The 20,565-nt window shown below is 61.9% G+C and carries 16 protein-coding genes; 7 read left to right on the plus strand and 9 right to left on the minus strand.

Annotated features, from left to right (window positions below; all coding sequences use genetic code 11):
• Positions 1–48: 48 nt before the first annotated feature.
• From ACZ3GY_RS07675 to sdhC, 5 genes are all read right to left on the minus strand, one after another.
• Positions 49–2,880 carry a 2-oxoglutarate dehydrogenase E1 component gene (locus ACZ3GY_RS07675; RefSeq protein WP_225832607.1) on the minus strand — a complete coding sequence of 944 codons (2,832 nt, stop codon included), beginning with the start codon at positions 2,878–2,880 and terminating at the stop codon, positions 49–51.
• 249 nt (positions 2,881–3,129) lie between these two features.
• Positions 3,130–3,849 (minus strand): succinate dehydrogenase iron-sulfur subunit, encoded by a 720-nt coding sequence (locus ACZ3GY_RS07680; protein ID WP_465909550.1) that lies wholly within the window; start codon positions 3,847–3,849, stop codon positions 3,130–3,132.
• 11 nt (positions 3,850–3,860) lie between these two features.
• A complete protein-coding gene (gene sdhA, locus ACZ3GY_RS07685) occupies positions 3,861–5,633 on the minus strand; it encodes a succinate dehydrogenase flavoprotein subunit (protein ID WP_463566238.1) in 1,773 nt (590 codons plus the stop codon).
• Between the two features lie 3 nt (positions 5,634–5,636).
• The gene (gene sdhD, locus ACZ3GY_RS07690; protein WP_225832612.1) at positions 5,637–6,005 is read right to left on the minus strand and encodes a succinate dehydrogenase, hydrophobic membrane anchor protein; all 369 of its coding nucleotides are present in this window, start codon (positions 6,003–6,005) and stop codon (positions 5,637–5,639) included.
• Positions 5,999–6,373, minus strand: a complete 375-nt coding sequence (gene sdhC, locus ACZ3GY_RS07695) for a succinate dehydrogenase, cytochrome b556 subunit (RefSeq protein ID WP_225832614.1) — start codon at positions 6,371–6,373, stop codon at positions 5,999–6,001. The genes sdhD and sdhC overlap by 7 nt, the downstream gene beginning before the upstream one ends.
• 364 nt (positions 6,374–6,737) lie before the next feature.
• Between sdhC and gltA the strand changes: the two genes are divergently transcribed.
• The 7 genes from gltA to ACZ3GY_RS07730 all read left to right on the plus strand — a co-directional run bounded on the left by gltA (position 6,738) and on the right by ACZ3GY_RS07730 (position 11,574).
• Entirely contained in the window at positions 6,738–8,006 is a 1,269-nt protein-coding gene (gene gltA, locus ACZ3GY_RS07700) for a citrate synthase (protein ID WP_225832616.1), read from the plus strand.
• A 120-nt stretch (positions 8,007–8,126) separates the two neighbouring features.
• Positions 8,127–8,519, plus strand: a complete 393-nt coding sequence (gene tusD, locus ACZ3GY_RS07705) for a sulfurtransferase complex subunit TusD (RefSeq protein ID WP_465909552.1) — start codon at positions 8,127–8,129, stop codon at positions 8,517–8,519.
• 1 nt (position 8,520) lies between these two features.
• Entirely contained in the window at positions 8,521–8,874 is a 354-nt protein-coding gene (gene tusC / locus ACZ3GY_RS07710) for a sulfurtransferase complex subunit TusC (RefSeq protein ID WP_465909553.1), read from the plus strand.
• Positions 8,874–9,173 carry a sulfurtransferase complex subunit TusB gene (tusB, locus tag ACZ3GY_RS07715; RefSeq protein WP_465909554.1) on the plus strand — a complete coding sequence of 100 codons (300 nt, stop codon included), beginning with the start codon at positions 8,874–8,876 and terminating at the stop codon, positions 9,171–9,173. Before tusC ends, tusB begins: the two co-directional genes overlap by 1 nt.
• Positions 9,170–9,505 (plus strand): TusE/DsrC/DsvC family sulfur relay protein, encoded by a 336-nt coding sequence (locus tag ACZ3GY_RS07720; protein WP_465909555.1) that lies wholly within the window; start codon positions 9,170–9,172, stop codon positions 9,503–9,505. The genes tusB and ACZ3GY_RS07720 overlap by 4 nt, the downstream gene beginning before the upstream one ends.
• Positions 9,502–10,497 (plus strand): glycosyl transferase family protein, encoded by a 996-nt coding sequence (locus ACZ3GY_RS07725; RefSeq protein WP_465909556.1) that lies wholly within the window; start codon positions 9,502–9,504, stop codon positions 10,495–10,497. Before ACZ3GY_RS07720 ends, ACZ3GY_RS07725 begins: the two co-directional genes overlap by 4 nt.
• A 75-nt stretch (positions 10,498–10,572) precedes the next feature.
• The gene (locus ACZ3GY_RS07730; RefSeq protein ID WP_465909557.1) at positions 10,573–11,574 is read left to right on the plus strand and encodes a glutathione S-transferase family protein; all 1,002 of its coding nucleotides are present in this window, start codon (positions 10,573–10,575) and stop codon (positions 11,572–11,574) included.
• Positions 11,575–11,674: 100 nt separating this feature from the next.
• Here the strand turns inward: ACZ3GY_RS07730 and ACZ3GY_RS07735 are convergent, their stop codons facing one another.
• Genes ACZ3GY_RS07735 through ACZ3GY_RS07750 form a run of 4 tightly spaced genes read right to left on the minus strand, consistent with a single transcriptional unit; the run spans position 11,675 to position 20,539 of the window.
• Positions 11,675–13,138 carry an efflux transporter outer membrane subunit gene (locus tag ACZ3GY_RS07735; RefSeq protein ID WP_465909558.1) on the minus strand — a complete coding sequence of 488 codons (1,464 nt, stop codon included), beginning with the start codon at positions 13,136–13,138 and terminating at the stop codon, positions 11,675–11,677.
• Entirely contained in the window at positions 13,135–16,236 is a 3,102-nt protein-coding gene (locus ACZ3GY_RS07740; RefSeq protein WP_465909560.1) for an efflux RND transporter permease subunit, read from the minus strand. Before ACZ3GY_RS07740 ends, ACZ3GY_RS07735 begins: the two co-directional genes overlap by 4 nt.
• On the minus strand, positions 16,233–19,328 hold the full coding sequence (locus tag ACZ3GY_RS07745; protein WP_465909561.1) for an MdtB/MuxB family multidrug efflux RND transporter permease subunit: 3,096 nt from the start codon (positions 19,326–19,328) through the stop codon (positions 16,233–16,235). Before ACZ3GY_RS07745 ends, ACZ3GY_RS07740 begins: the two co-directional genes overlap by 4 nt.
• Positions 19,325–20,539, minus strand: a complete 1,215-nt coding sequence (locus ACZ3GY_RS07750; RefSeq protein ID WP_225832638.1) for an MdtA/MuxA family multidrug efflux RND transporter periplasmic adaptor subunit — start codon at positions 20,537–20,539, stop codon at positions 19,325–19,327. Before ACZ3GY_RS07750 ends, ACZ3GY_RS07745 begins: the two co-directional genes overlap by 4 nt.
• Positions 20,540–20,565: the final 26 nt, after the last annotated feature.

A 20,565-nucleotide genomic window follows, 5' to 3' on the forward strand; every position in this document is an offset into this window, starting at 1 on the left:
TTTGTTCGAGGAGGTAGCCCCAATTGAGCTACCTCCTTCGCGATGGCATTAAACGGTGAAGGCATCCTGCAGCAGTTTTTCCTGCTGTTCGGCGTGCATCGAAGCGTAACCACAAGCCGGAGCAGCCGAGGCATCACGACCAGCATACTCGAGCACCAAGGCTTTCTTGTGTGCCGTGGCAGCACGACGCATGTGGTGCTGGCTGCAATACCAGGCGCCCTGGTTCATCGGCTCTTCCTGACACCAGACGATGTGCTTGAGATTCTTGTACGGAGCAAGAACTTCGGCCAGGTCGTCTTCCGGGAACGGATAGAGCTGCTCGAGACGCACGATGGCGATATCTTCGCGGCCTTCGGCCCGGCGCTTCTCCAGCAGGTCGTAGTAGACCTTGCCGCTGCACAGCACCAAGCGCTCGACCTTTTTCGGATCGACTGCATCGATTTCCGGGATCACGGTCTGGAACGAGCCTTCAGCCAGATCTTCCAGCGTCGACACGGCCAGCTTGTGGCGCAGCAGCGACTTCGGCGTAAGCACGACCAGCGGCTTGCGCAGCGGGCGGATAACCTGACGACGCAGCAGGTGGTAGATCTGCGCCGGCGTGGTCGGAACGGCAACCTGAATGTTGTGCTCGGCGCACAGCTGCAGGTAACGCTCCAGACGTGCCGAGGAGTGCTCCGGCCCCTGCCCTTCATAACCGTGTGGCAGCAACATGGTCAGACCGCACAGACGGCCCCACTTGGTTTCGCCACTGGAAATGAACTGGTCGAACACCACCTGAGCACCGTTGGCGAAATCGCCGAACTGAGCTTCCCAGATCACCAGCGCGTTCGGCGTGGTGGTGGCGTAGCCATATTCGAATGCCAGTACCGCCTCTTCCGACAGGAACGAGTCGTAAAGATCGAAACGCGGCTGACCTTCGTACAGGTTCTGCAGCGGAAGGTAGGCACTGCCGTCCTTCTGGTTGTGCAGTTGCGCGTGGCGGTGCGAGAAGGTGCCACGGCCCACGTCCTGACCGGTGATGCGGATCGGATGGCCTTCGACCAGCAGGGTCGCGTAGGCCATGGTTTCCGCATAGCCCCAGTTCAGCGGCAAGCCGCCTGCGCCCATCTTGGCGCGATCTTCGTAGATCTTGCCAACCTGACGCTGAACGACGAAGCCGTCGGGGGTTTCCAGCAGTTTGCTGGACAGATCCTGCAGGGTCTTCAGATCGAAGCGAGTGTCGTGACGCGCAGTCCAGGCATGACCCAGGTATGGGCGCCAATCGACGAACAATTCCTTGTTCGGCTCCTTGACCAGGCTCTTGACCACGTGCTGACCGTTGTCCAGTGCAGTGCGGTACTCGTCGACCGGCGCTTGCACGGCCTCTGCCGACAGGCGACCGGCATTGGTCAGCGCTTCGGCATACAGCTCACGCGTAGTGCGCTGCTTGGCGATCTGCTGATACATCAGCGGCTGAGTACCACTTGGCTCGTCGGCCTCGTTGTGACCACGGCGGCGGTAGCAGACCAGGTCGATGACCACGTCACGCTTGTACTGCATGCGGTAGTCGACAGCCAGTTGGGTGACGAACAATACGGCTTCCGGATCATCGCCATTCACATGGAAGATCGGCGCCTGAATCATCTTGGCAACGTCGGTGGAGTACTCGGTAGAGCGCGCATCGTCAGCACGGTTGGTGGTGAAGCCAACCTGGTTGTTGATGACGATGTGGATGGTGCCGCCCGTCTTGTAAGCACGGGTCTGCGACATCTGGAAGGTTTCCATGACCACGCCCTGACCGGCGAATGCCGCGTCACCGTGGAGGGAAATCGGCAGAACCTTGTCACCCACCACGTCGCTGCGGCGATCCTGACGAGCACGCACCGAACCTTCGACCACCGGAGAAACGATCTCCAGGTGAGACGGGTTGAACGCCAACGCCAAGTGCACTTCGCCACCCGAAGTCATAACGTTCGAGGAGAAACCCTGGTGATACTTGACGTCACCGGAGCTCAGGCCTTCGACCTTCTTGCCTTCGAACTCGTCGAACAGGTCGCGCGGGTTCTTGCCGAAGGTGTTGACCAAGACGTTCAGACGGCCACGGTGGGCCATGCCGATAACGATTTCCTTGGTGCCGTAGGAACCGCTGCGCTGGATGATTTCATCGAGCAGCGGGATCAGGCTCTCGCCACCTTCCAGACCAAAGCGCTTGGTACCTGGGTATTTGGTGCCCAGATATTTTTCCAGACCTTCAGCGGCAGTCAGGCGCTCGAGCAGATGACTTTGTGCCTCGGCGGAGATCTGAGGACGACCACGTACGCTTTCCAGACGCTGCTGGAACCAGCTGCGCTGCTCGGAATCGGTGATGTGGGTGAACTCGGAGCCGATGGTGCGACAATATGTCTGCTGCAAAGCATCGCGGATTTCCCGCAAAGTAGCTTCTTCTTTGCCGATTGCCAGACCACCCGTGCGGAAGGTGGTGTCCAGATCCGCGTCGGTAAGGCTGTAATGGCTGATCGACAGATCAGCAGGAACAGAACGCTGCCACAGCCCAAGCGGATCGAGCTGAGCCGCCTGGTGGCCACGCATGCGGAATGCCTGAATCAACCGCAACACTTCGACCTGCTTCTTCTCGTGTTCGCTGCTCACAGTTCCAGCTGAGGCTGGCTGAGCACGACGCTGGTTTTTGGCCAGCAACACGAAATGATCACGAATCGTAGAATGCGATACGTCATTGGCGGTACTGCCTTCAGACGGCAACTTATCGAAATAAGTGCGCCACTCATCCGGCACGGCGTTGGGATCGTGCAGGTAGAGCTCATAGAGCTCTTCCACGTAGGCAGCGTTACCACCGGATAGGTGGGCACTGTCCCACATGCGCTGCATCACGCTTTCTTGCATGCTTGGTCACCCTCGGTAAGGGGACACCACCGGCGAGGACACCGACTGGCTTTCGAAGTCATGAAACAGCGACTCGAAAAAGCCACCAAGAATCCCGCAGATAGTCCGGGCACCAGCCCGAATGCCCCTGCTGGTCGTCATATTTGTCATTTAGGTACGTCGGCGGCTAGACCGACGCCCTGGCGATACTGCAACACCGACATGAAGTCGGTGCGGCAGGCGTTGCGGGTCAAGCTAAAGAACGGTGAATCAGGTACCACTCTGCAGCAGCATGTTACGAACGTGACCGATTGCCTTGGTTGGGTTCAACCCTTTGGGGCATACGTTCACGCAGTTCATGATGCCGCGGCAGCGGAACACACTGAATGGATCATCCAAAGACGCCAATCGTTCCGCGGTCTTGGTATCACGGCTGTCAGCCAGAAAGCGATAAGCTTGCAACAACGCGGCTGGGCCCAGGAATTTATCCGGGTTCCACCAGAACGACGGGCAGCTGGTCGAACAGCAAGCGCACAGGATGCACTCGTACAGACCATCCAGCTTCTCGCGTTCTTGCGGCGTCTGCAGGCGCTCGATAGCCGGCGCCGGCGTGTCGTTCTGCAGGAACGGCTGCACCTTCTCGTACTGCTTGTAGAAGATGCTCATATCGACCACTAGGTCACGAATGACCGGCAGGCCAGGCAGCGGGCGGATCACCAGCTTGTTGCCCTTGACCACGCTGGAGATCGGCGTGACACAGGCCAGGCCGTTCTTGCCGCTGATGTTCATGCCGTCGGAGCCACAGACGCCTTCACGGCAGGAGCGACGGTAAGAGAAGCCTTCGTCCTGCTCCTTGATCAGGGCCAGCACGTCGAGCACCATCAGATCCTTGCCGTCGATTTCGACGTCAAAGTCCTGCATGAAGGGCGCTTTGTCCGCTTCCGGGTTGTAGCGATAAACGCTGACTTTCAAGCTTTTGCCAAGAGACATGGTAGCCACCCTTAATAAGTACGAACTTTGGGTTCAAACGCCGGAACCGTCTTCGGCGAGAAGTTCACGTCACGCTTGGTCACGCGCTTCTCACCTGGGAAGTACAGGCTGTGGCACAACCAATTGGTGTCGTCACGATCCTCGTAGTCTTCACGGGCGTGTGCGCCGCGGGACTCGGTGCGGGTATCGGCGGCGATAGCAGTGGCTTCGGCGACTTCCAGCAGGTTCTGCAGCTCCAGCGCTTCGATACGCGCGGTGTTGAAGGCCTGGCTCTTGTCGGAGATCTTGACGTTGGCGATGCGCTCGCGCAGATCGGCCAACTGAGTGATGCCCTTCTTCATGTATTCGCCGGTACGGAATACGCCGAAGTAGTTCTGCATGCACTGTTGCAGTTCTTTGCGCAGCGGCGCGACTTCTTCACCTGTGCTGCGCTCGTTGACACCGGCCAGACGGCCCAGCGACTGTTCGATATCGCTCTCGCTGGCGCCACGGACGTCCACGCCTTCTTTCAGCGCTTTTTCCAGGTGCAGGCCAGCAGCACGGCCGAATACCACCAGGTCGAGCAGCGAGTTGCCGCCCAGACGGTTGGCACCGTGTACCGATACGCAAGCCACTTCGCCCACGGCGAACAGACCGTCGATGATGCGGTCGACGCCATTAGCGTCCTGGGTGATCGCCTGACCATGAATGTTGGTGGCAACGCCGCCCATCATGTAGTGGCAGGTCGGAATGACCGGAACAGGCGCAACGACGGGGTCAACGTGTGCGAAAGTCTTGGACAGTTCGCAGATGCCTGGCAGACGGCTGTGCAGTACTTCCTCACCGAGGTGATCGAGCTTCAGCAGTACGTGATCCTTGTCAGGGCCACAGCCGTTACCGGCGATGACTTCCTTGACCATGGAACGGGCCACTACGTCACGACCGGCAAGATCCTTGGCGTTGGGCGCATAACGTTCCATGAAACGCTCGCCATGGGCGTTGATCAGGTAACCACCTTCACCACGGCAGCCTTCGGTAACCAGTACACCAGCGCCGGCGATACCGGTCGGGTGGAACTGCCACATTTCGATGTCCTGCACCGGCACGCCAGCACGCAGCGCCATGCCTACACCATCACCGGTGTTGATCAGAGCGTTGGTGGTGGAAGCGTAGATACGGCCAGCACCGCCAGTGGCGAGAACCACGGCCTTGGAGCGGATGTAAACGGTTTCGCCGGTTTCGATGCAGATGGCGATGACGCCAACCACGGCGCCGTCCTGGTTCTTCACCAGATCGACCGCGTACCACTCGTTGAGGAACGAAGTGCCGGCTTTCAGGTTGGCTTGGTACAGGGTGTGCAGCAGTGCGTGACCGGTACGGTCGGCAGCAGCGCAGGTACGGGCAGCCTGAGTCGGGTTATCCGGGCCTTTGGACTGGCCACCGAACGGACGCTGATAGATGCGGCCCTGTTCGGTACGGGAGAACGGCAGCCCCATGTGCTCGAGTTCGAATACAGCTTCAGGGCCGACGGAACACATGTACTCGATCGCGTCCTGGTCACCGATATAGTCGGAGCCTTTGACGGTGTCGTACATGTGCCAGCGCCAGTCGTCATTCGGATCGTTGGACGCGATGGCACAGGTGATGCCGCCCTGGGCGGATACAGTGTGGGAACGGGTCGGGAAGACCTTGGTGACCACAGCAGTCTTGTGGCCGCCCTGCGCCAGCTGCAATGCAGCGCGCATACCGGCACCACCACCACCAACGATGATGGCGTCATAGGAAAGAGTACGGATGCTAGTCATGAATCAGAAACCCCAAAGAATCTGCACGCCCCAGACGAAAAACACGAACATGGCGATGCCACACGTGGCCTGGAACAGAAAACGCACAACGGTTGCCCACTTACCCAGCGCGGTTTGCGTCAGGTAGTCAGTGGAGATCGTCCACATGCCAACCCAGGCGTGAATACCCAGCGCGACAAGCGTCAGCATGCTGAAAATGCGCATTGCACTATTGGAGAAAAGACCATGCCATTCGGCGTAGCCCATACCTGGATTCAGGAGGATGTAGCCCAACAGAAACAGGACATAAGCCGCGAGAACGACCGCAGAAACACGTTGCGCCATCCAGTCATAGAGGCCCGAACGTGAGAAATTCGTGACATTAGTTACCATATCCACACCCCCAGCAGCACGATCACGATCGTCGATACGACGAGTACGATTTTGGAGCCCAGCTTGCCGCCTTCCAGCGTCTCACCAACTCCAGCATCCATGATCAAGTGGCGCACACCGGCCACTAGGTGGTACAGCAAAGCGGACAGCAGTCCCCAGATCACGAACTTGGCCAGCGGGCTGGTCAAGCATTCTTTCACCTGGGCGAAGCCCTCTTCTGAAGACAGCGATTTGTCGAGCCCGAACAGCAGCACGGCAATGCCGAAGAAAAGGATCACGCCGGATATACGGTGAAGAATGGACGTGTAAGCGGTGACTGGGAGCTTTATCGTCCGAAGGTCTAAGTTTACAGGTCGTTGGCTATTCACGGCTTTATTATCACACTGAGAGCCCCAGCTATCAGGGCTGAGTTGTCGGGAAGCGCACTGGTCAGGTACCCATCACCCAAGAAGTGACAACTACCAGAATCCGGGCTGTAAGGCCCTTGGCAGTCGGGCGCAGAGTATAGACAGTTAGGTCACTAATGACAACGCGGACACCTCGACCTTCTACCGATTGCGTCAACCTCGAAATTGGCGTAAAAGGCCGCGCCCTTTTGTCGCAGGTAGTGCACTCAAACCCTTCTATTGCCTGGGTTTTCGCAAATTGACTTTCAGATTCATAACACTATAGTGGTGCGGGCCCTGCGTGGGGGGCCGACTGATGATTCCAAGCATAACTAGGAGGCCAAACATGGCTGACAAAAAAGCGCAGTTGATCATCGAGGGCGCAGCCCCCGTCGACCTGCCCGTTTTATCCGGCACCGTTGGCCCAGATGTGATCGACGTGCGGGGCCTGACCGCCACGGGCAACTTCACCTTCGACCCCGGCTTTATGTCGACCGCCTCGTGCGAGTCGAAGATCACCTATATTGATGGTGACAAAGGCATCCTGCTGCACCGCGGCTACCCAATCGAGCAACTTGCCGAGAAAGCCGACTACCTGGATACCTGCTACCTGCTGCTCAATGGCGAACTGCCCAACGAAGAGCAGAAAGCTGCTTTCGTCAGCACAATCAAGAACCACACCATGGTTCACGAACAACTGAAGACCTTCTTCAACGGTTTTCGCCGTGACGCCCACCCGATGGCCGTCATGTGTGGTGTAGTGGGCGCCCTCTCCGCCTTCTACCATGACTCCCTGGACATCAAGAACCCGCAGCACCGCGATATTTCCGCGATGCGCCTGGTTGCCAAGATGCCAACCATCGCAGCCATGGTGTACAAGTACTCCAAAGGCGAGCCGATGATGTACCCGCGTAACGACCTGAGCTACGCGGAAAACTTCCTGCACATGATGTTCAACACGCCGTGCGAGACCAAGCCGATCAGCCCGGTGCTGGCCAAGGCGATGGACAAGATTTTCATCCTGCACGCCGATCACGAACAGAACGCCTCCACCTCCACCGTGCGCCTGGCAGGCTCCTCGGGTGCCAACCCGTTCGCCTGTATCGCTGCCGGTATCGCTGCGCTCTGGGGCCCGGCCCACGGCGGCGCCAACGAAGCCGTTCTGGCCATGCTGGACGAGATCGGTGACGTATCGAACATCGACAAGTTCATCGCCAAGGCCAAGGACAAGGATGATCCGTTCAAGCTCATGGGCTTCGGGCACCGCGTCTACAAGAACTTCGACCCACGCGCCCAGGTCATGAAGCAGACCTGTGACGAAGTACTGGCCGAGCTGGGCATCAATGACCCGCAGCTGGAACTGGCGATGAAGCTCGACGAAATCGCGCGTAACGATCCTTACTTCAAGGAACGTAACCTGTACCCGAACGTCGACTTCTACTCGGGCATCATCCTCAAGGCCATCGGCATTCCGACCAGCATGTTCACCGTGATCTTCGCCCTGGCGCGTACCGTCGGCTGGATCTCGCACTGGAAAGAAATGCTCTCCAGCCCGTACAAGATTGGCCGCCCGCGCCAGCTGTACACTGGCCCGACCAAGCGCGATATCAAGTAATCCGCTTGCGTTGAGCAGCCTGTGACATGAAAGCCCATATCCACGGATATGGGCTTTTTCGTTTCTACCCCGGCCGCTCAGGCCTTATCATGGCGCCCTGTTTCCACAACCGGGCCGCTCATGAAATTCGCCATTGCCCTGTTTTCGGCACCCTCGGCACCCTCCTCCCGTCGCGCTCTGCGTTTTGCCGAAGCGGCGCTGCAAGGCGGCCATGAGATCGTGCGCCTGTTCTTCTACGCCGATGGCGTGCACAGCGCCTCGGGTAACGTCGTCAGCCCTCAGGATGAAACCGATATCGCTCGCCAGTGGCGCGAATTTATCGACGCTCAGCAACTCGATGGCGTGGTGTGCATCGCCGCTGCTCTGCGTCGTGGCGTGCTCGATGAGCAGGAAGCGCGCCGCTACGAACGCCAGGCGGCCAATCTGCCAGCGCCCTGGGTGCTTTCTGGCCTGGGCCAGTTGCACGAGGCGGCGCAACTGGCCGACCGCCTGATCTGTTTCGGAGGCGACTGACATGAGCCGCTCATTGCTGATCATCAGCCGCCAGGCTCCCTGGCAGGGTTCGAGTGCTCGCGAAGCGCTGGATATCGCCCTGGCTGGCGGCGCCTTCGATCTGCCCATCGGCCTGCTGTTTCTCGATGATGGCGTGCTGCAGCTGGCTCAGCGGCAGCAGCCCCAGGTTCTGCAGCAGAAGGATCTGACCGCCAACCTGCAGGCGCTGCCGATGTTCGGTGTCGAATCGCTGTACGCGTGCAGTTACAGCCTGCAACAACGTGGTCTGAGTGAAACCTCCCTGCAGGTCGAACGCCTGGACCGCGCCGGACTGCGAGACCTCATCGACCGTTACGACCAAGTGATCACCCTCTGATGACGACCCTGCACGTTGTATCCAGCTCCCCGTTCAGCGATGACCGCCTGAGCAGCTGCCTGCGCCTGCTGGGCAGCGGCGACGGCCTGCTGCTTTGTGGCGATGCCACCTATGCGAGCCAGCCCGGCACGTTGCACGCCGAATCACTGAGTGCCCTGGGCGATGGGATTGCTCTGTTCGCCCTGCAGGAAGACATCCAGGCTCGCGGCCTGCAGCCTGCCAGCGACCTGCAGCAGATCGACTATCCAGGCTTCGTCGCCCTTGCCATACGCTTCGACAAGGTCAACACCTGGTTATGAGCACGCTGATCGTCAATGAACGAGCCATCGAACTCGACAAGGATGGCTACCTGCTCGACCTTCAAGACTGGTCTCGTGACGTGGCTGCCGCCCTGGCCGAGCGTGAAGCCCTGCCACTGAGCGAGGAGCACTGGGAAATTCTCCTCCTGCTGCGCGCCTTCCACGATGAATTCCAGCTGTCGCCGGCCAATCGCCCGCTGATCAAGTACGTCGCCCTCAAGATGGGCCCGGAAAAAGGCAATAGCCTGCACCTCAATCGCCTGTTCAATGGCACTCCTGCCAAACTCGCCGCCAAGCTGGCGGGCCTGCCCAAGCCCACGAATTGCCTATGAACCTGATTACCCCAGCCGAACACCCTTTCGCCCCTTTCGTGCGCATTCTCGGCAAGGGCAAGCGCGGCGCGCGCAACCTGACCCGCGAGGAAGCCCGCGAGGCCATGGGCATGATTCTCGACGACAAGGTCGAAGACACCCAGCTTGGCGCCTTTCTCATGCTCCTGCGCCACAAGGAGGAAAGCGCTGAGGAGATGGCCGGTTTCACCGAAGCGGTGCGTGCGCGCCTCTCTGCGCCGGCCATCACCGTCGAATTCGACTGGCCTACCTACGCTGGCAAGAAACGCCACCTGCCCTGGTTCCTGCTGGCCGCCAAGGCCCTGGCCAACAGCGGCCTGCGCATCTTCATGCATGGCGGCGGCGCGCACACGGCCGGGCGCCTGTATAGCGAGCAGTTACTTGGCGAACTGGATATCCCGCTTTGCCACGACTGGAATGAGGTGGCACGCAGCCTGGATGAGCAGAACCTGTCCTTTATGCCCTTGGGCGACTGGGCGCCGGCCCTGCAGCGCATGATCGACCTGCGCAACGTGCTCGGCCTGCGCTCGCCGATCCACTCCCTGGCTCGCATTCTCAACCCACTGGCAGCACGCTGCGCCCTGCAGAGTATCTTCCACCCTGGCTACCAGGCCGTGCACCGTGAGGCCAGCCAACTGCTGGGCGATCGCGCCATCGTGGTCAAGGGCGATGGCGGCGAAATCGAGCTCAATCCGGACGCTATCTGCCACCTGTACGGCACCGAAAACAGCGTGAACTGGGACGAAGAGTGGCCGATGCTCTCCGAGCGCCGGCACGTCAAGCCCGAACGCCTGGATCCGGTTCACCTACAAGCAGTCTGGCGCGGCGACGCTGAAGACTCCTACGGCCAACTGGCAATCATCTCCACCATGGCTTTGGCCTTGCGCGGGCTGGGCATGCCACGTGAAGCAGCGTTCGCGGAAGCGGAAAAACGCTGGCAAGGCCGCCACGTATCGAGTCAGCCGATTCGTTGAACCCGGTTTTTACGTCTTCTGTCGATAGCTGACTGGGTAGACTCCCAGACATCAACTGACAGGGGAGTAACGGACATGGGCTTGCTGATCGAAGGCCAATGGCACGACCAATGGTATGACACCGGCGCGGGCGGCCGTTTCAAGCGGGAGAACGCCCAACGGCGCAACTGGATCACCGCCGATGGCGCGCCAGGCCCCACGGGCGACGGTGGCTTCGCCGCCGAAGCTGGCCGCTATCACCTGTATGTGTCCCTGGCCTGCCCATGGGCCCATCGCACCCTGATTCTGCGTACCCTCAAGGGCCTCGACGCGCTGATCGACGTGTCGGTGGTGAGTTGGCTGATGCGCGAGAACGGCTGGACCTTCGACGCCGAGCACGGCTCCAGCGGCGACGCCCTGGATGATTTCGCCTTCCTGCATCAGCGCTACACCCGCGATGACCCGGACTACACCGGCCGGGTCACCGTGCCACTGCTGTGGGACAAACAGCAGCAACGCATCGTCAGCAACGAATCGGCGGAAATCATCCGCATGTTCAACTCGGCGTTCAACGGGCTAACCGACAACCATCTGGATTTCTACCCCGAGGCCTTGCGCGGGGAGATCGACGCGCTCAATGAGCGCATCTACCCGGCGGTCAACAACGGTGTCTACCGTGCAGGCTTCGCCACCACCCAGGCGGCGTACGAAGAAGCCTTCGATGAAGTGTTCGATGAGCTGACGGTACTGGAAACCCGCCTGGGGCAGTCACGTTACCTGGCTGGCGAATACCTGACCGAGGCCGACTGGCGGCTATTCACCACCCTGGTGCGCTTCGATGCTGTGTACCACGGCCACTTCAAGTGCAACCTGCGGCGTATCGTCGACTATCCGAACCTCAGCAACTGGCTGCGCGAGCTGTGCCAGTGGCCGGGCGTGGCGGCAACCGTGGACATGTGGCACATCCAGCACCATTACTACGCGAGCCACCAGACCATCAACCCGACCGGTATCGTGCCCAAGGGGCCGGCGCTGGACTTCGACGCGCCGCACGACCGAGAGCGCCTGCGGGGCAAGGGCGTATACCGCCACGGATAATCGCCCAGTAGCACGGGCCGAGCGCAGCGACACCCGGATCTTAATGACTCACCAAGTATCCCGGGTTACGCCTGCGGCTAACCCGGGCTACGGATCACGCTTACTCGTCTCCTTCCTCTAGGCGCTGCTCGTCCCAGCCACCGCCCAGCGCAGCGATCAGCTGCACGCTGGCAGTCAGGCGGCTGCCCAGCAAGGTCAAGCTGGTGCGTTCGTTGTTCAGCGCCGTAGCCTGCACGTTGACCACGCTGTTGTAGTCCACGGTGCCGGCGCGATACTGGTTTTCGATCAGGCGCAGGGATTCACGCGCGGCGTCCAGCGCTTGCGACTGCACCTCGGCCTCACGGCCCAGTACGCTCTGCTGCACCAGGTAATCCTCGACCTCGCGGAAGCTGTCGAGCACGGCCTGACGATATTGCGCGACGGTCTGGTCGTAGGCTGCCTCGACCCGCTCACTTTCGGCGCTGCGGCGCCCGCCATCGAACAGCGTCAGGGCCAGCTGCGGCCCCACCGACCAGAAGCGATTGGGCAGGTTGACCCAGTCGGCGAAGCTGCTGCCACGATAACCGCCGCTGGCGGACAGAGTCAGATCCGGGAACCAAGCGGCCTTGGCCACGCCGATCTCGGCATTCGCGGCGATCACCCGGCGCTCGGCCGCAGCGACGTCAGGCCGACGTTCCAGCATCTGCGACGGCACGCTCGCCGGCACCTGCGGCAACATCGGCAGGCTTTCCCGGCGGGCGATGCTCACGTCACTCGGTGGTACGCCGATCAGCACGGCAATCGCATGTTCGAGCTGCGCGCGCTGCCATTGCAGGTCGATGGCCTGAGCCTCGGTGCTGCGCAGCTGAGTCAGCGCCTGGGCGACGTCGGAGCGCGGCACGATGCCGGCGCGGTACTGGTTTTCGGTGAGACGCAGCGAACGCTGGTAGGCCGCCACCGTGGCGTCCAGCAGGCGTTGCTGCTCATCAAGCACCCGCAGTTGCAGGTAGCTCTGTACCAGCTCTGACTGCAGGCTCAGGCGCACGGCGGCGAGGTCTGCCGCGCTGGCTTCGAAGGCCGCACGATTGGACTCCAGACCACGACGCAGCTTGCCCCACACATCCAGCTCCCAGCTGGCGTTGAGGCTCAGGTCGTAGTTCTTCGAGATGCTCGCCGAGTTGGAGCCGCCAATGGCAATGCCGTCGGAGGTACGCAGCGTGCTGTCACCACCGCCCTGCCCCGCACGGGTCATACCGGCGCTGGTCGACAAGGTCGGAAAGAAGGCCGCGCGGCCGCTACGTAGCAACGCGCGGGCCTGGCGATACTGGGCTTCGGAGGCGGCCAGATTCTGGTTGGAGACGTTCAGACGGCCGACCAGCGCGTTGAGTTCGCCATCGCCATACAGCTCCCACCAGGTGCCGCGCTCCAGCGCATCGGCGGGCACTGCGGCCTTCCAGCCTTCGGCCTGTTTGAACTGCGCCGGCGTGTTGATTTCCGGGCGCTGGTAGTCCGGGCCGATAGCGCAGCCGGCCAGGGCGACGCTAAGCGCCAACAGGCCTAGGGTACGGCGGGTTGCATGGGTCATAGAGGCGTTTCCAAAGCGGCATCGGTACGCACGCCACGCCAGCGGTTGACCCGGTGGCGCAGGCGATCGAGATAGAGATAGACCACCGGAGTGGTGTAAAGCGTGAGGATCTGGCTGAGGATCAGGCCGCCAACGATGGTGATGCCCAGCGGCTGGCGCATTTCCGAGCCCTCGGCGCTGCCGAGCATCAGCGGCAAGGCGCCGAGCAAGGCAGCCAGGGTGGTCATCATGATCGGCCGGAAACGCAGCAGGCAGGCGCGGCGGATCGAATCTGCCGGGCTCATGTGCTCATTTCGCTCGAGTTGCAGCGCCAGATCGACCATCAAGATGGCGTTCTTCTTCACCACGCCGATCAGCAGGAACAGCCCCAGCAGCGAGATCAGACTGAACTCGGTATTGAGCAGTTGCAGAGCGAGCAAGGCGCCTACGCCGGCCGACGGCAGCGTCGAGAGGATGGTCAGCGGGTGCACGTAACTCTCGTAGAGAATGCCGAGCACGATGTACACCACCACCAATGACATCAGGATCATCCAGGGCTGGTTCTTCTGCGTCTGCTGGAAGGCTCCGCCGGTGCCGCCCAGTACGCCCTGCACCTCGGTGGGCAGGCTGATAAGCGCCACGGCGCGGTCGATGGCAACGGTCGCCTGGTCGAGGCTGACGCCCTCCGCCAGGGAGAAACCGATGTTCTCCACCGCGAACTGGCCCTGGTGGCTGATGCGGTCGTCTTCGAGGCTGCGCTCCCAGTGCGCGATGGCCGACAGTGGAACCTTGGCGCCGTCTGCGGTGATCAGCTGGATCTGCGCCAGGGCTTCGGGGCTCTGGGCATAGCGCGGGTTGATCTCCATGACCACGCTGTACTGGTTGAGGCTGTCGTAGATGGTGGAAATCTGCCGCTGGCTGAAGGCGTTGTTGAGCACGCCGGTCACCAGGCTCATGTCGATGCCCAGGCGTTTGGCTTCGTCACGGTCGACCACCAGGCGAATCTGCGGCGCGCCACCGTCTTCGCTGGCATCGATATCGGTCAGTTCGGGCAAGGCTCGTAGCGCCTCGCGCACCTTCGGCAACCACTCGCGCAGGGCATCGAGGTCGCCGGACATCAGCATGTATTCGTTTTCCGAGCTGCGCCCCTGGCGGCCGCCGACCTGCAGATCCTGATCGGGCATGAGGAACATTCGCCCGCCTGGAATCTTCGGTGCATTCTTGCGTAGGCGATCAATCACCTGCTGCGCCGACAGGTCGCGTTCGTTCAGCGGTTTGAGACGCACGATCATGATCGCATTGTTGATGCCACTGCTGCCGCCAATAAAGCCCGCCACGCTCTCCACGGCCGGGTCGGCCAGAATCGAACGACGATAGGCTTCCATCTTCGGCTGCATCACCTGGAACGACAGCCCGTTATCACCGCGAACGAAGCCCATCAGTTGCCCAGTATCCTGCTGGGGCATGAAGGTTTTCGGGATACTGACGAACAGGAACACGTTCAGCGCGATGGTCGCGAACAGGCTGATCAGCATCAGCAGGGAATGGCGCAGCGCCCAGTCCAGGCTGCGCTCGTAGCCACGCATCACCCGCGCCCCCAACGCCTGCAGGCGCCCTGCCTGGTGTTCTTCGCGCTTGGGTTCGGGCTTCAGCCAGCGCGCGCAAAGCATCGGCGTGAGCGTCAGCGATACCAGCAGGGAAATCACGATGGCCACCGCCAGGGTGATGGAGAACTCGCGGAACAGCCGCTCGACCAGCCCGCCCATGAACAGGATGGAGAGGAACACCGCCACCAGCGAGACGTTCATCGACAACAGCGTGAAGCCCACCTCGCGAGAACCCTTGAAGGCCGCCGCCATGGGCGTTTCGCCCGCCTCGATATGCCGGGAAATGTTCTCCAGCACGACGATGGCATCGTCCACCACCAGGCCGGTGGCGATGATCAGCGCCATCAGCGACAGGTTGTTCAGCGAGAACCCCAGCAGGTACATCGCCGCGAACGAGCCGACCAACGATACCGGCACCGCCAGCGCGGGAATCAACGCCGAACGCCAGCGTCCGAGAAAGGCGAAGACCACCAGGATCACCAGCGCCACGGCGATCAGCAGGGTGTGTTCGGCTTCCTTGAGGGTGGCGCGGATCACCGGCGAGCGATCCATCGCCACTTCCAGGTCGGCGCTGGCCGGGATCACCCCGCGCAACTCGGGCAACAGCGCACGAATGCCAGCGACGGTTTCGATGATGTTCGCCCCGCTCTGCCGGTTCACCACCACCAGAACGGCCTGTTTGTCGTTGTAGAAACCGCTGTTGTAGCGATCCTGCACGCCATCGGTTACCTGGGCGACATCACCCAGGCGGATCGCCGCACCGTCCTGGTAGCGGATGATCATCGGCTCGTAATCGGCGGCGCGCTCCAACTGGTCATTGGCCTGCACCTGCCAGTGACGCTGCTCGTCTTCGACGGCACCCTTGGGCCGCTTGGCGTTGCCCGCGGCGATGGTCGCACGTACGTCGTCCAGCGCCACGCCGTACTGATCCAGCAGGCGCGGCTCCAGCGCCACCCGAACGGCAGGCAGCGAGCTGCCGCCGATCTGTACTTCACCGACGCCACTGATCTGCGACAGTTTCTGGCCGACGATGGTCGAGGCGACGTCGTACAGCTGGCCTTTGTCGAGCACCGCCGAGGTCAGCGACAGCACCATGATCGGCGCCTGGGACGGATTGATCTTGCGGTAGGTGGGCATGCTGCGCATGCCGCTGGGCAGCAGCTCGCGGGAGGCGTTGATCGCCGCCTGCACTTCCCGCGCCGCGGCGTTGATATCGCGATCCAGATCGAACTCGATCATGATCCGCGTACTGCCCTGGCTGCTGTTGCTGTTCATCTGGCTGACGCCCGCGATGGCGCCCAGCGAGCGCTCCAGCGGCGTGGCCACCGTAGCCGCCATTACCTGCGGGCTGGCACCGGGCAGGCTGGCCTGTACGGTGATCACCGGGAAGTCCATGTTCGGCAGCGGTGCCACCGGCAGCAGACCGAAGCTGACGCCACCGAGCAGCATGATCGCCAGGCTCAGCAGCAGAGTCGCGACCGGACGGCGGATGAAGGGTGCCGAAAGGTTCATGCGGTCGGCACGCCTGCCGCACTGCGGCCACTGACTCGCCGCGCCAGGCGGTCGAAGTACAGGTAGATCACCGGCGTGGTGAACAGCGTGAGCACCTGGCTGAGCAGCAGGCCGCCGACCATCACCAGGCCCAGCGGCTGGCGCAGCTCGGCGCCCGAGCCCGACGCCAGCATCAACGGAATGGCCCCGAACAGCGCCGCCAGGGTGGTCATCAGAATCGGCCGGAAACGCAGCAGCGCCGCCTGGTAGATCGCATCGTGAGGGGTCATGCCTTGGTGCCGCTCCGCCTCGAGGGCGAAGTCGATCATCATGATGGCGTTCTTCTTGACGATACCGATCAGCAGGATGATGCCGATGATCGCGATCAGCCCCAGGTCGTTACCGGTCAACAGCAGCGCCAGCAAGGCCCCGACACCGGCCGACGGCAGCGTGGAGAGAATGGTGATCGGGTGGATATAGCTCTCGTAGAGCACGCCGAGCACGATATACATGGTGACGATGGCCGCCAGGATCAGCAGCAACGTGGACGACAGCGAGGCGCGGAAGGCCTCGGCAGCGCCCTGGAAGTTCACCTGCACGCTGACCGGCATCTGGATGTCCTGCTGCACGCGCTCGATCACCGCCACCGCATCGCCCAGGGCGACGCCAGGGCTGAGGTTGAACGACAGCGTGGCCGCCGGGAACTGGCCGATATGGTTGATCAGCAGGCTCGCGGCACGCTCCTCGACCTGAGCCAGGGACGACAGCGGCACCTGACCGCCTTCGGAGGTGGCAACGTGAATCTGGCGCAGGGCCGCCGGGCCGATGCTGCCGCCATCGGCGCTTTCCAGCACCACGCGATACTGACTGGCCTGGGTGTAGATGGTGGAGATCTGTCGCTGGCCAAAGGCATCGTAGAGCGCATCGTCGATTGCCGCGACGCTGACGCCGAGACGCCCGGCCAGGTCGCGGTCGATCTTCAGATACGCCTGCAGGCCACGGCTTTGCAGGTCGCTGTTGACGTCACTGAGTTCGGGTTGCTGACGCAGCGCCTCGACCAACTTGTTCGACCAGGTTTCCAGCATCTCGGGGTCGGGAGACTCGACGCTGAACTGGAACTGGGTACGGCTGACCCGATCCTCGATGCTCAGATCCTGCACCGGCTGCAGGAACAGCTCGATGCCGCTCAGTTTGGCCAGTTCCGGGCGCAGCCGCTCGATCACCTGAGCGGCGCTGAGGTCACGTTCGGCGTGGGGCTTGAGGTTGATCAGCATGCGCCCGCTGTTCAGGGTCGGATTGTCACCGTCCACACCAATGTAGGAAGACAGGCTGGTAACTGCTGGATCCTTGAGAATCACGTCGGCCAGGCGTTGCTGGCGTTCGCTCATGGCCGAGAAGGAAATCGACTGCGGCGCCTCGGAAATGCCCTGGATTACCCCGGTGTCCTGCACCGGGAAAAAGCCCTTGGGTACGGCCAGATACAGAACCACGGTGAGCGCCATGGTGCCGATGGCCACCAGCAGGGTCAGCGGCTGGTGGCGTAGCACCCAGCGCAGGCCAACCGAATAGCGTTCGATCATGCGATCGATGACCGCGCCGCTGGCCTTGTAGAAACGCCCCTGCTCCGCCTCTGGTTCGTGCCTGAGCAGGCGCGCGCACATCATCGGCGTCAGGGTCAGGGAAATCACCAGAGAAATGAGGATGGCCACTGCCAGGGTGATGGCGAATTCGCGGAACAGCCGCCCCACTACATCAGCCATGAATAGCAGCGGGATCAGCACGGCGATCAGCGACAGGGTCAGCGACACCAGGGTGAAACCGATCTGCCTGGCGCCTTTGAGGGCGGCGTTGAACGGTGTTTCACCTTCCTCGAGATGACGGGCGATGTTCTCCAGCATGACGATGGCATCGTCCACCACGAAACCGGTGGCGATGGTCAGCGCCATCAGCGTCAGGTTGTTGACCGTGAAGCCGGCCAGGTACATCACGCCAAAGGTACCGATCAGCGACAGCGGCACCACCACCGAGGGAATCAGCGTCGCCGACACCTTGCGCAGGAACAGGAAGGTGACCATCACCACCAGGGCGATGGCCAGCATCAGCTCGTGCTGCACATCGCGCACCGCGGCACGGATGGTCTGGGTTCGGTCGGTGAGCACCGTCACCTCGACGCTGGCCGGCAGGCCCTGGGTCAGGCTGGGTAGCAGGGTCTGGATGCGATCCACCACGTCGATGACGTTGGCACCAGGCTGGCGCTGCACGTTAACCAGCACCGCCGCATTGCGATTGGCCCAGGCGGCAAGGCGCTGGTTTTCCGCACCATCGACGATCGACGCGACATCACGCAGGCGCAGCGCGCCGCCATTGGCGTATGTGAGAATCAGGTCGCGGTATTCGTCGGCCGATTGAAGCTGGTCGTTGGCATCGAGCTGGGTAACCCGGGTCGGGCCATCGAAGTTGCCTTTGGGCTGATTGACGTTGCTGGCGTTGATCAACGTGCGCACGTCGGACAGATTGAGGCCATAGGCGGCCAGGGCCTCGGGATTGACGCGAATGCGCACCGCCGGGCGCTGGCCACCGGCCAGAGAGACCAGGCCGACGCCGGTGGTCTGCGCCAGTTTCTGCGCCAGCCGGGTGTCGACCAGATCGTTGACCTGGGGCAGCGGCAGCTCTTTGGAGGTCACCGCCAGGGTCAGTACCGGGGTGTCGGCCGGGTTGACCTTGTTGTACACCGGCGGCGCCGGCAAATCGTTGGGCAGCAGGTTGGTGGCGCCGTTGATCGCCGCCTGCACTTCCTGCTCGGCCACATCCAGCTGCACTTCCAGATTGAAGCGCAGGGTGATCACCGAAGCGCCACCGGAACTGGTCGACGACATCTGTTGCAGCCCAGCCATCTGGCCGAACTGGCGCTCCAGTGGCGCCGTCACCGCGCTGGTCATCACATCCGGACTGGCACCGGGGTAAAGGGTCATCACCCGGATAGTCGGGTAATCGACCTCGGGCAGCGCAGAGACTGGCAGCAGACGGTACGCAATCACCCCACTGAGGAAGATCGCCAGCATGATCAGGGTGGTGGCGACCGGACGCAGGATGAACAGGCGGGAGACGTTCATGAAGCGCTACGCACCCGCGGTGCATTTTCCTCGGTGGCAGACGGCTCGCGAGTGCCCTCGCCGATCACTTCGACCTTGTTGCCGTCACGCAGGCGATCGGTGCCTTCGACCACCACACGTTCATCCGCGGCCACGCCTTCTTCGATCACCGAGAACTCGCCGTCGCTGGGGCCGACCTTGACCTGGCGAACCTGCACCTTGTCTTCCCCGTCAATGGCGTAGACGAAGGTACCGTTGGCGCCGAATTGCAACGCTGCGACTGGCACCAATAGCGCGTTCTGGCGCACCGAAACCTGCAGCCGGGTGTTCACGAACTGGTTGGGGAACAGCATTTCCTCGGCGTTCTCGAAACGCGCCTTGAGCTTCACCGTACCGGTGGTGGTGTCGATCTGGTTGTCCAGGCTCTCCAGCACACCGTCGGCCAGCTTGTTGTTGTCACCGCGATCCCAGGCTTGTACCACCAGCTCGCGGTCATTGCGCACCTGGGCCAGTACGGCCGGCAGTTCGGCCTCGGGCAGCGTGAAGGTGACGGAAATCGGCAGCGTCTGGGTGATTACCACGATGGGATCGGTGTCGCCGGAATTCACCAGGTTGCCCTGATCGACCTGACGGATACCCAGGCGGCCATCAATGGGCGCGCGCACTTTGGTGAAGTCCAGATTGAGTTTGGCTTCGGCCACCGAACCCTGGTTGTTCTGCAGCGTGCCACGGTATTGGTTGACCAGCGCTTCCTGGGTGTCCAGGGTCTGCCGGGCGATGGAATCTTCGGCGAACAGGCCGCGATACAGCGCCAGATCCTTCTCGGCGTTGCGCAGTTGTGCCTGGTTTTCCGCCAGCGTGCCCTGGGCCTGCTGCAGGGCGATCTCGAACGGTCGCGGGTCGATTTGCGCCAGCACGTCGCCGGCCTTGACCGGCTGCCCGTCCTTGAACAGCACCTTCACCAACTGCCCATCCACTCGGCTGCGCACATTGGCGGTGTTGTAGGCAGTGACCGTGCCCAGTGCTTTGAGAACGATGGGAAAGTCCCGCGATTCGACGTGGGCGATACGCACCGGCACGTTATTGAAGCCCCAGCCCATGTCGCCTTCAGGTGCTGGCTTGGCCGGCCAGAACCACCAGATCAATACGATGACAGCCGCCAGCAGGAGCAAACCGATGAACCACTGACGTTTCGAGGATGGAGTACTGCGCGGTGTATTTACTTCGGACATGGGCCAATCGCTTCCTTGGGGAGCGT

The sequence above is a fragment of the Pseudomonas sp. PME37.24/006 genome (assembly GCF_055556635.1).